The sequence below is a fragment of the Amycolatopsis sp. NPDC005232 genome, from assembly GCF_040607795.1.
Classification (GTDB): Bacteria; Actinomycetota; Actinomycetes; order Mycobacteriales; family Pseudonocardiaceae; genus Amycolatopsis.
Map to the genome: position 1 here is coordinate 140146 of NZ_JBEXHL010000021.1, position 14686 is coordinate 154831.

At 71.6% G+C, this 14686-nt stretch carries 15 protein-coding genes; 13 read left to right on the forward strand and 2 right to left on the reverse strand.

The window, feature by feature from the left end; all coding sequences use genetic code 11:
* Positions 1-2 precede the first annotated feature (2 nt).
* The 3 genes from ABZU76_RS33485 to ABZU76_RS33495 are packed head-to-tail and all read left to right on the forward strand — an operon-like array spanning position 3 to position 2898.
* The gene (locus tag ABZU76_RS33485) at positions 3-983 is read left to right on the forward strand and encodes a zinc-binding dehydrogenase (protein ID WP_354876552.1); all 981 of its coding nucleotides are present in this window, start codon (positions 3-5) and stop codon (positions 981-983) included.
* Positions 980-2044 (forward strand): alcohol dehydrogenase catalytic domain-containing protein, encoded by a 1065-nt coding sequence (locus ABZU76_RS33490; protein WP_354876555.1) that lies wholly within the window; start codon positions 980-982, stop codon positions 2042-2044. The genes ABZU76_RS33485 and ABZU76_RS33490 overlap by 4 nt, the downstream gene beginning before the upstream one ends.
* A complete protein-coding gene (locus ABZU76_RS33495; RefSeq protein WP_354876558.1) occupies positions 2041-2898 on the forward strand; it encodes an NAD(P)-dependent oxidoreductase in 858 nt (285 codons plus the stop codon). The genes ABZU76_RS33490 and ABZU76_RS33495 overlap by 4 nt, the downstream gene beginning before the upstream one ends.
* Positions 2899-2948: 50 nt before the next feature.
* Here ABZU76_RS33495 and ABZU76_RS33500 read toward each other — a convergent pair whose 3' ends face one another.
* Complete coding sequence (locus ABZU76_RS33500) at positions 2949-3881, reverse strand: LLM class F420-dependent oxidoreductase (RefSeq protein ID WP_354876561.1); 933 nt, start codon at positions 3879-3881, stop codon at positions 2949-2951.
* 88 nt (positions 3882-3969) lie between these two features.
* Here ABZU76_RS33500 and ABZU76_RS33505 point away from each other — a divergent pair, with 88 nt between their 5' ends.
* Entirely contained in the window at positions 3970-4362 is a 393-nt protein-coding gene (locus ABZU76_RS33505; protein ID WP_354876564.1) for a MerR family transcriptional regulator, read from the forward strand.
* A 212-nt stretch (positions 4363-4574) separates the two neighbouring features.
* The gene (locus ABZU76_RS33510) at positions 4575-4904 is read left to right on the forward strand and encodes a hypothetical protein (RefSeq protein WP_354876566.1); all 330 of its coding nucleotides are present in this window, start codon (positions 4575-4577) and stop codon (positions 4902-4904) included.
* A gap of 15 nt (positions 4905-4919) precedes the next feature.
* On the opposite strand, the gene ABZU76_RS33515 is transcribed toward ABZU76_RS33510, so the two are convergent.
* Positions 4920-5717: a methyltransferase domain-containing protein gene (locus ABZU76_RS33515; RefSeq protein WP_354876569.1), complete on the reverse strand. Its 798-nt coding sequence runs from the start codon at positions 5715-5717 to the stop codon at positions 4920-4922.
* A gap of 128 nt (positions 5718-5845) precedes the next feature.
* On the opposite strand from ABZU76_RS33515, the gene ABZU76_RS33520 reads away from it, so the two are divergent.
* From ABZU76_RS33520 to ABZU76_RS33555, 8 genes are all read left to right on the forward strand, one after another.
* A complete protein-coding gene (locus ABZU76_RS33520) occupies positions 5846-7024 on the forward strand; it encodes an acyl-CoA dehydrogenase family protein (protein ID WP_354876571.1) in 1179 nt (392 codons plus the stop codon).
* Positions 7021-8199 carry a CaiB/BaiF CoA-transferase family protein gene (locus ABZU76_RS33525; protein WP_354876574.1) on the forward strand — a complete coding sequence of 393 codons (1179 nt, stop codon included), beginning with the start codon at positions 7021-7023 and terminating at the stop codon, positions 8197-8199. The genes ABZU76_RS33520 and ABZU76_RS33525 overlap by 4 nt, the downstream gene beginning before the upstream one ends.
* Positions 8200-8397: 198 nt before the next feature.
* Positions 8398-9993, forward strand: coding sequence for an AMP-binding protein (locus tag ABZU76_RS33530; RefSeq protein ID WP_354876577.1), 1596 nt, complete (start codon positions 8398-8400; stop codon positions 9991-9993).
* Positions 9990-10865: a cyclase family protein gene (locus ABZU76_RS33535; protein ID WP_220242354.1), complete on the forward strand. Its 876-nt coding sequence runs from the start codon at positions 9990-9992 to the stop codon at positions 10863-10865. The genes ABZU76_RS33530 and ABZU76_RS33535 overlap by 4 nt, the downstream gene beginning before the upstream one ends.
* Positions 10862-12076 carry an acetyl-CoA hydrolase/transferase C-terminal domain-containing protein gene (locus tag ABZU76_RS33540; protein ID WP_354876580.1) on the forward strand — a complete coding sequence of 405 codons (1215 nt, stop codon included), beginning with the start codon at positions 10862-10864 and terminating at the stop codon, positions 12074-12076. Before ABZU76_RS33535 ends, ABZU76_RS33540 begins: the two co-directional genes overlap by 4 nt.
* Positions 12073-13056 carry a phosphotransferase family protein gene (locus ABZU76_RS33545; protein ID WP_354876583.1) on the forward strand — a complete coding sequence of 328 codons (984 nt, stop codon included), beginning with the start codon at positions 12073-12075 and terminating at the stop codon, positions 13054-13056. The genes ABZU76_RS33540 and ABZU76_RS33545 overlap by 4 nt, the downstream gene beginning before the upstream one ends.
* A 1-nt stretch (position 13057) precedes the next feature.
* Positions 13058-13456: a hypothetical protein gene (locus ABZU76_RS33550; RefSeq protein WP_354876586.1), complete on the forward strand. Its 399-nt coding sequence runs from the start codon at positions 13058-13060 to the stop codon at positions 13454-13456.
* Positions 13457-13466: 10 nt separating this feature from the next.
* The gene (locus ABZU76_RS33555; protein WP_354876589.1) at positions 13467-14597 is read left to right on the forward strand and encodes a hypothetical protein; all 1131 of its coding nucleotides are present in this window, start codon (positions 13467-13469) and stop codon (positions 14595-14597) included.
* The last annotated feature ends 89 nt before the right edge of the window (positions 14598-14686 follow it).

Genomic DNA, 14686 nt, shown 5'->3' on the forward strand with positions numbered 1-14686 from the left:
CGATGAAAGCCCTGAGGTTCACCGAGGCGGACACGGTGTCCGTCGACGAGCTGGAGGTGCCGCGGATCGCCGCCGACGAGGTGCTCGTCGCGGCCCGCTCGGTCGGCATCTGCCACTCCGACATCGACCTGCTCGAAGGCCGTTACATCATCCCGTTCTCCTATCCGATCATCCCAGGGCACGAGTGGTCCGGCCAGATCGTCGAGACCGGTGCCGACGTCACGGAGTTCGCACCCGGCGACCGCGTGGTGGGCGAGTGCGTGATCGGCGACGACCACTTCGGCTTCTCGGTCAGCGGCGCGGCGGCGGAGTTCTTCGTCGCCAAACCCGCGTGGCTGCACCGGCTGCCCGATTCGCTGTCGTTCACCGACGGCGCGCTCGTCGAGCCGTTCAGCTGCGGGTACCACGCGCTGATGAAGGCGGGCAACGTCAACGCCAGCGACACGGTGGTGGTGTTCGGCGCCGGCCCGATCGGTCTCGGTGTCACCGCCGGTGCCGCGGCGCTGGGCGCGCGCACCATCACCGTCGAGCCGGCGGCCGGGCGCGCGGAGGCGGCGCGCAAGCTCGGCGCCGAGGTGGTGCTCGACCCGACAGCCGGGCCGATCGCGGAACAGGTGGCCGAGGCGACCGGCGGCGCCGGTGGCACCGTGGTGATCGAGGCGACGGGGCGGCCGTCGGTGATGGCCGACGTGCTGGAGGTCGCCGCGCACGGCGCGCGGGTCGTCTACGTCGGCATCGACGTGGGCGGCAGCGCGCCGGCCGCGCTGGGTCTCATCCAGTCGAAGGAGCTGAGCATCCGCGGCATCATCGGTTCGCCGGGGGTGTGGCCGGAGACGCTGCGGTTCCTCGCCCGCGCCGGACTCGACCTGTCCGACCTGGTGACCGGCCGGTTCCCCGTGGAGCGGGCCGCGGAGGCGATCACCGCCTCGCGCGACACGGCGAAGAACATCAAGGTGCACCTCGAGTTCGGGGCCGCGCGGTGACCCCGACCATGCGGGCGGCCGTCTACCACGGCAACCAGGACGTCCGGATCGAAGAGGTGCCGGTGCCCCGGCTTCGCGACGGCGAGGTGCTCGTCGCCGTGCGGCGCAGCGGAATCTGCGGCTCGGACGCCACGGAGTGGGCGGCCGGCCCGAAGATGGTGCCGCTCACCCGGCGCCACCCCGGCAGCGGGCACCTCGGTCCGATGATCATCGGCCACGAGTTCGTCGGCGAGGTCGTCGACGCCGGCGAGGGATTCGCCGCGGGCGATCTGGTCGCCGCCGGCGCCGGCGTCTCCTGTGGACAATGCGATCGCTGCGGTGAGGGCCGCACCAACCTGTGCCGCCGGTACTACACGCTCGGGCTCAACGCCCCCGGCGGGCTCGCGGAGTACGTCGCCGCACCCGCCGGCATGCTCCGCCCGATCCCGGCGGGAGTTCCCCTCGACCACGCCGGGCTGGCGCAGCCGCTGGCCGTCGGCCTGCACGCCGCGCGACGGGCGGGCGTCCGGCCTGGTGATGCCGTGGTGGTCATCGGCGCCGGTGCCATCGGTTCCTTCGTCCTGGCCGGGCTGCGGCACCTGGACGACGCCGACGTCACCGTGGTCGACTTCGCCGGCGAAAAGCTGGACCGGGCCGCCCGGCTCGGTGCCACGCGGACCGTGGACGCGGCGGGCGACGTCGTCGAGGCGGTGCGGGAGCTGACCGGTGGGCGTGGCGCCGACGTGGTGATCGAGGCCAGCGGTGCGCCGGGGCAGTTCGAGAACGCGCTGCGGATGGTCACCGACGGCGGACGGATCCTCGCCGTCGGCCTGCCCAAGAAGGCGCCCGCGGTGGACCTGTTCGGCCTGGTGCTGCGCGAGATCACCGTCGAGTCGACGGTGGCGCACGTGTGCGGGGCGGATCTGGTGCCGGCGTTGGAGATCCTTTCCGCCGGTGTGCTCGGTGCCGAACTGCTCGACTCGGTGATCGGGCTCGATGAGCTCACCGACCGCGGCCTCGCGCGGCTGGCCGCCGGGGGAGTGGACGGCAAGGTCCTCATCGACCCGGGGAGGCGCTCGTGAAGGTCGCGGTGCTGGGACTGGGCGCGATGGGTTCGCAACTGCTCCTGCGGCTGGTCGACAGCGGCGTCGACGTCGTCGGCTGGAACCGCGATCCCGAACGGGCGCGGCGAGCCGGAATTCCACCGGACCGGGTCGCGGCCTCGGCGGCCGACGCCGTGACCGGGGCCGACGTGGTGATCGCGATGCTCGCCGACGGGCCGGCCTTGCGGGCCGTGCTGACCGGGGTCGTCGACGCGCTCGCCGACGACACGCTGGTGCTCGACATGGGCACCTCCGGGCCGACGGTCGCGCGCGAAGTGGCGGAAACCCTGGCCGAGCACGGGATCCGGTTCGCCGAGGCCCCGGTGTCCGGGTCGGTCGGCGCGGCCCGCTCCGGGTCGTTGACGATCATGTTCGGCGGTGCGGCCGAGGACCTGTCCGCGGCGGACCCGGTCCTGCGGTTCCTGGGCGGGCGGACCATCCACATCGGACCGGTCGGCACCGCCTCGACGCTGAAGTTGTGCGTCAACGCCCTACTGCACACCTTCAACGCCACCCTCGGCGAGGTCCTCGGCACCGCGACGCGCGCGGGCATCGACCTGCGCACGGCCTACGACACGATCGGTGAGTCCGCCATCGCCGCCCCGTTCGTGCGCTACAAGCGCGACGCCTTCCTGTCCGAGACCAACCCCCCGGTGGCTTTCGCGGTGGACCTGGTGCGCAAGGACCTCGAACTGTTCCTCGACGCGGTTCCCGACCCGGCGCGGCAGAGCCCGACGGTGCGGACCGCCGTCGACGTCGTGCACCGGGCCCAGTCGGCCGGACTCGGACAGGAGGACATGGCGACGCTCGCGCGGCTGTACAACGGGAGCTGAGCGCTCCTGCGCTGGTCAGGCGGTGGCAGCGGAACCGGTTGCGGCGCCGGTCAGACGTCGGCCCGGTCGCGGATTTCCACGGCGGTCTCGAGCATCTGCCGGGTGCTGGTGAACCAGTCCTGCAGGTTCAGGTCCACGATGAGCTCGTCCGCGCCCGCCTCGGCGGCCGTGTGGACGTCTTCCAGGATCTGGTCGAGGGTGCCGACGAACGCGGTGCGATCGGGGCCGGCCGGGCGGTCGGTGAAGGTGACGTTGCCGACCACGACCATCTCCATCCGGCTCGCGTCGCGGCCGTAGTCGGTGGCCAGCTCCCGGATGCGGTCCCAGCCGGTGCGCAGTTCGGCGGCGCCGGCCGGGCCGGGGGTGGTGAGCAGCGGCAGCCAGCCGTCGGCGCGCTCGGCGATGCGCCGCAGGGCGCGGGAGCCGCCACCGCCGCCCAGCATGACGGGGATCTTCGACACGGGCTTGGGCAAGACCGCCGCGTTGTCGATGACCGTGCGGGTGCCGTGGAACGTCACCGGGTCCGGGCCCCACGCGGCGTCGAACACGTCGAGGGTCTCGTCGAGGATGCGGCCGCGGTCGGCGCGCGTGGTGCCGGCGGCCTGGAGCTCGTCGGTCGACCAGCCGGTGCTCAGGCCCGCGATCACACGGCCGCCGCTGAGCTGGTCGACCGTGGCCAGCTCCTTCGCCAGCTGGATGGGCAGGTGCAGCGGGGCGACCAGGACGGACGTGCCGAGGCGCACGGTGCTGGTCACCACCGCGGCGGCGGTGAGCACGGCCAGGGGATCGGCGGCCTGCCGCTGCGTGGCGGGCCACGGCGTGTTCGGCGTCCCGTACGGTTCGAGGGGCTTCTCCGGGAAGAGCAGCCGTTCGTAGGTCCACAAGCCGGCGTAACCGGCCGCTTCCGCCGTGCGGGCCGCTTCGACCACGTCGTGCCGCAGGTCCACACCCAGTCGTTGGGGCAGGCGGAGTCCGAGCTTCATGGCAGTTCTCCGAGCGAGTCGTGATTGTCCTGACAGGACCGAGTCTGAACATTCACATTGGTGTGAAGGTCAATGTAGTCTCGGACACATGAGAATCGGGGAGCTCGCGGAGCGCACGGGCGTCTCCACCCGGCTGCTGCGCTACTACGAGGAACAGGGCCTGCTCGCGCCCAGCCGCGGCGGCAACGGGTACCGGGAGTACACCGAGTCGCACGTGGATGTCGTCCGGCAGATCAAGGGACTGCTCGACGCGGGGCTGCCGACCCGCATCATCGAGCAGCTCCTGCCGTGCCTGGACAAGCCGCAGACCATCTACGTGCCCGACGTGACCCCCGAGATGATCACCACCCTGCACCGCGAGCAAGACCGGCTGACCGAACGCATCGAGTTCCTGACCCGCAACCGGGACGCGATCGCCGATTACCTCGACGCGGTCGTCAACGTCAAGGCGGCGAACGCCGGGAGCAAGGCCATGTCCTGAGTCCTCCCCGTCGCCGGCAGCGAAGCGGTCCCGAGTTCTGCGTGGTGTGCCGGGCCGTCGCGCGGACGTGTCCGGTGGGTGCCCAAGTCGGCTCCAATGGAGCAGCGCTGTGACGTTCCGCTGGCTTTCGCTCACTCGCCCGATGAATTGCCGGTAATTCTCCCGCGCTTCTACGCTGGAAAAGGTCGAGATCCTCGTGCCTGGGAGGAATTGTGCGTCGGAAGCTGCTTGTTCTTGCCGCGGTGTTGTTTTCTTTGCTGGGTCTGTCCGCCGTTCCCGCCGCCGCGAGCGGTGACCAGTTCGCGCCGGCGGGTTGTTTCGGGGAGCGCTACAGCATCTTTTTCGGACAGGGCATCAGTGTCTCGTGCCTGCCCGGCGAAGGTCACGGCTACCGCGTGATCGCCCACTGTGCGAGCGGAAACGCGTTCTGGTTCGCGGCGGGTGATTTCGTCCCGTACGGATTCGGCCCGGCGACTGCGGAATGCAACGGTGCGTTGCTCGTGCCCGCGAGTGTGGTCGCCTATCAGGTCGACGAAATCTGATTTCTCGCGCTGACTTTACGCGACGGCCACGATTTCGCCGTGCAGCACGGAAAACCAGCCGTCGGGGTCGTCGACCCAGCGGCGCCACGCGGTGGAGATCTCCTCGAGCTCGGCCGACTTCGCGAGGCCGTCGCGGAGGATCTGGGTGGTGGTGTCGGAGTTCAGGACTCGGTCGGCCCACATGCCACCCCAGTAGGCGCGGTCTTCGGGCGTGGCGAAGCACCACGTGGCGGACGACGGGACGACGTCGGTGAAGCCCGCGGCGTGGGCCCAGGTGAGCAGCCGCCGGCCGGCGTCGGGTTCGCTGCCGTTGGCGCGGAAGGCCTGGCGGTAGAGCTCGAGCCAGCGGTCGAGCGCCGGGTCCGCGGGGTGCCAGGTGAAGGCCTGGTAGTCGGCGTCGCGCGCGGCGACGAGACCGCCGGGGCGGCACACATGGCGCATTTCGCGCAGGGCCAGCACCGGGTCGGCGACGTGCTGCAGCACCTGGTGGGCGTGGACGACGTCGAAGCTGTCGTCGGGGAAGTCGAGCGCGTGGACGTCGCCGACCACGAACTCGACGTTGCCCAAGCCGCGCCGGGCGGCCTCCGCTTCGCCGAGCCGGCGGGCCGCGTCGGTGATCTCGACGCCGGTGACCCGGCCCGGAGCGACCAGCGCGGCGAGGTCGGCGGTGATCGTCCCGGGCCCGCTGCCGATGTCGAGCAGCGCCTGCCCGGGCGCGAGCCGGGGCAGGAGGTACGCGCACGAGTTTTCGGCGGTCCGCCAGCGGTGTGAGCGGAGCACGGATTCCTGGTGACCATGGGTGTAGGACGTCACATCGTGAGCGTAGCTCAGCTTCTCAGTGATCGGGACACCGTTCTCGTCATCTGGACGAGCGGCGAAACGGAATCGTGCGGCTGAGCGGGGCTGGGCGAGGTGCGGCCGCTCGGCGGATACTGATCGCCATGTACCTGGGCAACCCCGACGTCCCCGACGACGTGTTCGCGGCCGTCCTCGGTCAGATCAACGACTTCGTGCGCACCCGTGTGATGCCCCGTGAGGTCGAGATCATGACCACGGACGCCATTCCTGCCGATCTCCGGGCCCAAGCCGCCGAGATGGGGTTGTTCGGGTACGCGATCCCGCAGGAGTGGGGCGGTCTCGGCCTCGATCTCGTGCAGGACGTCGAGGTCGCCATGGCGCTGGGGTACACGTCGCTGTCCCTGCGCTCGATGTTCGGGACGAACAACGGCATCGCGGGCCAGGTCCTGGTCGGGTTCGGCACCGAGGAGCAGCGCGCGCGGTGGTTGCCGGGCATCGCGTCGGGCGAGATCGTCGCCTCGTTCGCGCTCACCGAGCCCGGCGCCGGGTCGAACCCGGCGGGCCTGCGCACCACCGCCAAACCGGACGGCGACGGCTGGGTCATCGACGGCGGCAAGCAGTTCATCACCAACGCGACCGAGGCCGGCCTGTTCGTCGTGTTCGCCCGCACGCGGCCGGAGTCGGATTCCGGCACGGGCATCGCGGTGTTCCTCGTGCCGGCCGACGCGCCGGGAATCACGGTCGGCCCGAAGGACGCCAAGATGGGGCAGGAGGGCTCGCGCACCGCGGAAGTCACCTTCACCGGGGTCCGCGTCGGCCCCGAGGCCCTGGTCGGCGGAGACGGCGAGGTCGGGTACAGGGCCGCGATGACGTCGCTGGCCCGCGGCCGCGTCCACATGGCCGGGCTGGCCGTCGGTGCCGCGCAACGGGCGCTCGACGAGTCGGTCTCCTACGCCGCCACCGCGACCCAGGGCGGCACGGTGATCGGGGACTTCCAGCTGGTGCAGGCGATGATCGCCGACCAGCAGACGGGCGTGCTCGCCGGTCGGGCGCTCGCCCGCGAGGCCGCGCGGCTGTACGTGACGGGGGAGGACCGCCGGATCGCGCCGTCGGCGGCGAAGCTGTTCTGCACCGAGATGGCCGGCAAGACCGCCGACCTGGCGGTGCAGATCCACGGAGGCAGCGGTTACCTGCGCGAGGTCCCGGTCGAGCGCATCTACCGCGACGTGCGGCTGATGCGGCTGTATGAGGGCACCAGCGAAATCCAGCGGCTCATCGTCGGCGGCGGGCTCGTGCGCGCCGAGAAGAAGAAGCAGTCGTGACGCGCCCGCTCGAAGGGGTCACCGTCGTCGCCGTCGAGCAGGCCGTCGCCGCTCCTCTGGCCACCCGCAACCTCGCCGACCTCGGTGCCCGTGTGATCAAGATCGAGCGCATCGACGGCGGCGACTTCGCGCGCGGCTACGACCACGTCGTCCACGGCACCGGGGCGCATTTCGTGTGGCTCAACCGGGGCAAGGAGTCGATCGCGCTCGACCTGAAAGTGCCGGAGGGCCGCGACATCGCGCGCCGGCTCGTCGCCGGCGCGGACGTGTTCGTGCAGAACCTCGCCCCCGGTGCCGCCGACCGACTCGGGTTCGATGATCTGCGCGCCGAGCACCCGGAACTGGTCGTGGTGAACGTGTCCGGCTTCGGCGCCGGCGGGCCGATGGAGCAGCGCAAGGCCTACGACATGCTCATCCAGGCCGAGGCCGGGCTCATCGCCATCACCGGCACGCCCGAGACGCCGGCGAAGACCGGCATCCCGACCGCCGATATCGCGTCGGGCATGTACTGCTCGCAGGCCGTGCTGGCCGCGCTGCTGCGCCGCTGGCGCACCGGCGAGGGCGCCACCATCGAGGTCTCGATGCTGGAGGCCACCGTCGAGTGGATGGGCTACGCCCTCTACACGCAGATGTACGCCGGCACCCAGCCCGCCCGCATGGGGCTGAGCCACAGCTCGATCGCCCCGTACGACGCTTTCCCGACCCGCGACGGCCAGATGCTGATCGGCGTCCAGAACGACAGCGGCTGGCGCACCCTGGTCACCGCGGTGCTCGACGCGCCCGAACTCGCCGACGACCCGCGGTTCACCACCAACGTCGACCGCGTTGCCCACCGCGCCGCCTGCGACGCCGCGGTCGCCGCCCACACCGCCCGCCGGACCAACGCCGAGCTCGACGCGCGCCTCGCCGCGGCCGGCGTTCCCGCCGCCCAGCTCAAGGAAGTCGGCCAGGTAGTCGACCACCCCCAGCTGCGCGCCCGCGACCGCTGGCGCAAGGTCGGCACCGAGTTCGCCGAGATCGACGCCCTGCTGCCACCCGCGACCTTCGCCGACGTCGAAGCCCGCATGGGCGACGTTCCCGCGCTGGGCCAGCACACGCGCGCCCTGCTCGCGGAGTCCGGTGTGGACGCCGACGACGTCATCGCCCGCGGAATCGCAGGCCCGCCCCCGGCGTGAGATACCGGCTGTCGCCGGACTTCGACGCGGCCCTGCGAACCCGTTGGTACCCAGCGGTGGTTCCGGGGCCGGCGTTGTCGTGCCCGCGGCAGGCTCTCGCCGCAGCTGCCGATCGTCTTGACTCCCTCGGCGCGCGGCCGGTAGCTTACGGATATACGAATTTCGATTCGAAATTACGAAAGTGACGATGATGTCGCGATGACCACGACGCTTGCTGCCGAAACCCTGCCCGACCTGCTGCGCGCGGGTGCCGCGGCCGTGCCGGGGCGGGAGGCCCTCGTGGTCGGCGGCGTGCGGCTGACGTACGCGCAGCTGAACGAGCGGATGGACGACGCGCGCAGGGCGTTGCAGGGGATCGGCGTCGGCGAAGGGGACGTCGTCGCGCTGCTGGCGCCGAACGATGCCGCGTGGGTGCCGGTGGCGTTCGGGGCGATGGCGGCCGGGGCGCGGGTCGACGCGTTCAACACGTGGGTCAAGGCCTACGACATCGAGTACCTGCTGACCAGCTCGAAAGCGTCGGTGCTGGTGATGGTGGACCGGGTACGGGGCAACGACCTCGTCGGCGAGCTGCGGAAACTGGTACCGGACCTGGGGAAGCCGGGGGAGGTGTTCCCGGAGCTGAGGCACGTCGTCGTGCTCGGCGACGAGGTGCCGGACGGGGCGCTGGCGTGGGCCGATCTGCCGAAGCCGCCGGCCACCCCGGCGAAACCCGATCCCGGTGAACCCGCGTTCGTGCTCTACACCTCGGGCTCGACGAAGAACCCCAAGGCCGTCCCGCTGTGCCACCGCGACCTGATCCTCAACGGCTTCCACATCGGCGAGCGCATGGGCCTGTCCGCCGACGACCGCGTGTGGTTCGGCTCCCCGCTGTTCTGGAGTTTCGGCTGCGCCAACGCGCTCATGGCCACGATGACGCACCAGGCGTGCTTCGTGCTGCAGGAGCAGTTCGAACCCCGAACCGCGGCCGAGCTGATGGCGGCGGAGCGCGTGACGGCCGCGTATCTGTTGCCCGCCATGGTCGACGCGCTCGCCAACGGGCCGGCGGAGCGCGTGCGGGCGGTGGCGTCGCTGCGCACCGGGCTGACCATCGGCCGCCCCGAAGAAGTCGAGCGCGCGATCACGCAGCTGGGCATCAGCGAGATGTGCAACGTCTACGGCTCGACCGAGACCTACGGCAACTGCTGCGTCACCGACCACCGCATGCCGCTCGAGACGCGCCTGAGCACGCAGGGCGAGCCGCTGACCGGCGTCGAGATCCGGGTGGCCGACCAGGAAACCGGCGCACTGCTGCCCGCGGGCGAGCCGGGGGAGCTGCAGGTGCGCGGCCGCCTGACGCCGGGCTACCTCAACGACGACGAGGCCAACGCGGACGCCTTCACCGGCGACGGCTGGTTCCGCACCGGCGACCGCGGAGTGGTCAACGCCGACGGCACCGTCTCGTTCGTCGGCCGGATCACCGACATGATCAAGACCTCCGGCATCAACGTCTCCCCGGCCGAGGTCGAGAGCTTCCTGTCGGGCCACCCGGACGTGGCCGAGGCCGTGGTGCTCGGCGCGCCGCACCCGAGCCGCGACGAGGTCGTGGTGGCGTTCGTCGTGGCGCGCGGCGGGAAGCTCACCGCGCAGGACGTGATCGCCCACTGCAAGGAGCGCATCGCGGGGTACAAGGTGCCGTGGGCGGTGGCGATCGTCGAACAGCTGCCGAAGACCGGCACCGGCAAGCTCGTCCGCCGGACGTTGCGCGACGAGGCGGAGAAACTCGTGCAGGACAAGCTGAAAGCAGGCACGCCATGACGGGCAACTGGGGCCGCTGGGGCACCGGCGACGAGGCCGGCGCCCTCAACCTCGTCACCCCCGACGTCACGCGCCGCGCCGCCGGGCTCGTGCGTTCCGGCCGGACGCTCAGCCTCGCCCAGCCGCTCGGCCCCGCCACGGCGTCGCCGCGCCACCGGCCGGGGCCGATGCGGTTCATGAACCGCGACGCCGGCGACTACGCCCTGGGTGCGCGTTCTCCGGGCGGCTTCCGGTTCGCCGAGGACACCGTGCAGTTCCCGACGCACAGCGGCACCCACGTCGACTCGCTGTCCCACGCGTGGACGGGCGAGGAGATCTACAATGGACACTCGCAGGCTTCGACGCGCACCACGCGCGGCGCCCAGCGCTGCGGCGCCGAAAAGCTGCTCCCGGTCGTGACGCGCGGGGTGCTCGTGGACCTGGTGGCCGCGACCGGCGGCCCGCTGGAGCCGAGTGCCCCCGTCGGCGTCGACGAGCTGCGCCGGGGCATCGCGGAAACCGGTGTCACGCCCGAAATCGGCGACGCCGTGCTGATCCGCACCGGCTGGCTGGAAACGCAGGGCCGCGGCGGTGACTACTTCGCGGACGAGCCCGGGATCACCGAGGAAGCCGCGCGCTGGCTGGCCGACCGCGACGTCGCCCTCGTCGGTGCCGACAACTACGCCGTGGAGCAGCAGTCGGCGACCAGCGGGTTCCCCGCGCACCTGCTCCTCCTGCACCAGCACGGCGTGCCGCTGCTGGAGAACCTCGAGCTGGCCGGGCTCGGTGACGCGCTGGCGGCCGAATCGCGGTCGACGTTCCTGTTCGTCTTCGCCCCGATCCCGCTCGTCGGCTCGACGGCCACCCCGGTCACGCCGGTGGTCGTCCTGTGACCGCGGACGACAGCTGGCTCACCGGCGTCCTGAAACCCGGCGACCTCGTCGTGGTCGCGCAGGGCACCGGCGAGCCGACGCCCCTGCTCGAACAGCTGGTGCGGGCGGCCCCGCCCGACGTCGAGGTGTTCGTCGGGCTCAGCCACAGCACCGCGCTCACCGGCCCGGCCGCTCGTGAGCTGCCGCTGGTGTCGTTCGGCGCGCTGGGCCCGCTCGGCCGGCTCGCCGCGAACGGCACCGTCTCCGTGATCCCGTGTCACTTCCGCGACGTCCCGCGCGCACTCGCGAGCCGCAACCCCGAGCAGATCGTGGTGGCGCTGCAGGTGTCGAGCGCCGACGAGACCGGTCACCACAGCCTCGGTCTGTCCGTCGATTACACCTACGACCTGCTCGGCCGCGCCCGCGCCGTCGTCGCCGAGGTCAACGACCGCCTGCCGCACACGAGCGCGCCCCGCGTGCACTCCTCGCAGCTGACGGCGACCGTGCCCAGTTCCCGGCCGATGCCGACGATCACGGCCGGCACGACCGGGCCGGTGCACGAAACGATCGCGCGGCACGTCGCCGGCCTGGTGCCCGACGGCGCGACGATCCAGCTCGGCGTCGGCACGCTGCCGTCGGCGATCGGCCGGGCGTTGGAGTCCCGACGCGACCTGCGCGTGCACTCGACGCTCGCCGGCTCCTGGCTGCTCGACCTCGCCCGCTCCGGCGCGCTGAGCGGCGAGCCGGGCGCCGTGACGATCTGCGAGGCCGCCGGCTCCCCGGAGCTCTACGACTGGGTGGTCGAATCCGGGGTGCTCGTGCGGCCCGTCTCGGACCTGTCGCGGCCGGGCGCGTTCGCCGACGTCGACCACTTCGTGGCGATGAACTCCGCGCTGCAGGTGGATCTCACCGGCCAGGTCAACGCGGAGGAGCTCGGCTCCGGCTACGTCGGCGGGATCGGCGGCCAGCCCGACTACCTGCGCGCGGCCCAGCAGTCGCGGGACGGCTGTTCGGTCGTGATGCTCCCCGCCACGACGGGCGACGGTACCCGGTCCCGCATCGTGCGCGGCTTGCACGCCGGCGCCGTCACCACACCACGGTCCCATGTGGACGTCGTCGTCACCGAACACGGGATCGCCGACCTGCGCGGCAAAAGCCTCACCGAGCGTGCCGACGCCCTCATCGCCATCGCGGCCCCCGGCCACCGTTCCTCACTGCGGGAGACGCCATGACCAGCACGCTCGACGAGCAGCTGCACGAGTTCCTCTCGGCGCAGCTCGGCTCGGTCCCGAAGATCGTCGACCTGGCCCGCGTCGGCGTCGGCCGCTCGCGGGAGAACTGGGTGTTCGACCTCGTCGATCCCGCCACGGACGAACGCGAGCCGCTGATCCTGCGCCGCGACCCCGAAGGCGGCCTGGTCGACACCGACCGCGGCACGGAGTTCGCCGTCCTGCGCGCCCTGGAACCGAGTGGGCTCCCGGCGCCGCAGGCCCGCTGGCTGGACTCGGACGGCCGGTGGCTCGGCAAACCGTCGCTGATCATGCGCCGCGAACCCGGCGACTGCGACTACCGCGTGGTCAACGGCGACCGCCCGCCGGCCGAACGCGCCGACCTGGCCCGGCGGTTCTGCGAACTGCTGGCCCAAGTCCACTCCGTCGACTGGCGCTCGACCGGCCTCGGCGCCGTGCTCGAAGATCCGGGGGAACAGGCGTCGCTGGCCGAGCTGAACCGCTGGGAGACCGTGCTGCGCCAGGACCAGCTTGAAGCACTGCCCGAAGTGGACCTTGCTGTCGCGTGGCTGCGCGAGCACGCCCCCGCGTCGCCACGCACCGTGCTCGTGCACGCGGATTTCAAGCCCGGCAACATCCTGCTGCAAGGCAACCACATTTCCGCGCTGCTCGACTGGGAGCTCGCGCACCTCGGCGACCCGCTGGAAGACCTCGGCTGGGTCGTGCAGCCGCTGCGCCGCCGCGAGCACCTCATCGAGGGCGTGTGGGAACGCGCCGATCTCGTCAGCCACTATCGCGAGGCCACCGGCCTCGACGTCGACGAGACGGCGCTGGAGTGGTGGGTGGTTTTCTCGACCTTCAAAACCGTGGTCATGCAGGTCAGCGGGCTCCGGGCGTTCCTCGACGAGCGCAGCGACGAACCGTACCGCCCGACCCGACGCGTGCTGCGGACCCTGCTGACCGCGATCGCCGAAAGGAGCTGACGTGCGCCCGACCATCGAGGACCAGCTGCACGGTGCGCAGCGCCTGCTGGACCACGTCGCAGGCGACCCCGAACTGAGCCGGGACTCCCACGAGAACCTGGCCAACGTGCGGCGGCTGCTGAAGCAGATCGGCCGTTCGTGGTCCGAGCTGCTTCCCTTCTACGTCAACGACAACGCCACCATGGCGCAGTTGCTGACCCGCCACGCGCACTACATCGGGATCCCCGCGGCGGCCGAACCCGCCGGCTACGACGTCGCTCAAGCCGCCCAGCGCAACGCCGAGCTGCGAGCCCTGCTGTCCCGCGTGATCACGAACCTGCCCGACACCGCGGACGGAACCGTCGCCCGGCGGGAGATCACCGAGTACCTGGTCCGTCGGATCGAAGCCGACCCGAGCTGAGGAGGTGGCGATGAGCGACCTGATCGTCGGCGACGAGCATTTCGCGGAGCAGTTCCCCCTGTCCCCGTTGGACGATTACCTCATCCATCAGACGCCGGACCCGATCCGCGTGATGGCGACCGGCGACCCGCGCGCCTACGAGCGGTACTGGATGATCTGCCACGACCCGACCGGCGAGGTCATGGTCGCGACCGGCGGCAGCTTCTACCCGAACCTCGACCGCGCCGAGGCCTACGCCATCGTCAACTTTCGCGGCCGGCACACCTCCGTGCGCAGCTTCCGCGCGCTCGGCGTGGACCGGGCCGACCTGCGCATCGGCCCGATCGCCCCGGAGATCATCCGCGGCCTGCGGGAATGGCGCTACGTGCTCGAACCCAACGAGCAGGGCATCAGCTACGACCTGACCTTCCGCGACACCACCCGGCAGGTGTTCCGCGAGCCCCTGTCCGACTCGGCCCACGGCACGCCGCCGGGCCGGCGCAACGATGTCACCGCCGGGTTCGAGGGCTTCGGCACGGTCGAGGGCTGGGTCGAGGTCGACGGCACCCGCGTCGAGCTCGGCCCCGGCTCCGCGGGCACCCGCGACCGGCACTGGGGCACGGGCCGCGGCGTGGGCGGGCCGGCGATGTCGCTCGGCGGTCGGCTTCACGTGGGCGTGTCCGGCAACGCGTTCGTGCCGTTCTCCGACTGGACGCTGTGGGGCGACCGCGTGTACTACCCGTTCGGCGACAGCCGGCCCGGCGCGACGCGCGTGGCCAAGCCGACGCGGCGGCTGCGCTTCGACCCCGACACCGACATCTTCGCCGAGGGCATCGTCGACTACCGGCTCGGCACCGGCGAGGTCAAGCAGCTGCACTACGAGCACCTCGGCCTGCAGACGGCGTTCCTGCGCTGCGGTATGTACGGCGGCACCCCGGAAAGCGGCATCCACCAGGGCTCCTACGACGGCCCGGAGCTGACCGAGGGCGAGACCTACGACCTCACGAACCCCCGCACCCGCATCAGCCTGCGTGGTCTGGACGAACACTTGTGCCGCGTCACCTGCGACGGCGAGACGGTGATCGGCATCTACCAGACCATCGACCCGGTGGCCTACGAAACCTGCAAGTCGGGCCGCCCGGGCTGGGAATTTTTGGACTGAACCCGGCTGGGGGTTTTGTACTGAACACCGCGCGAGATCGCGCCGGTGTTGGGATCGAGCGGTGCGATCGGCCGCCAGGCCGATCCGAC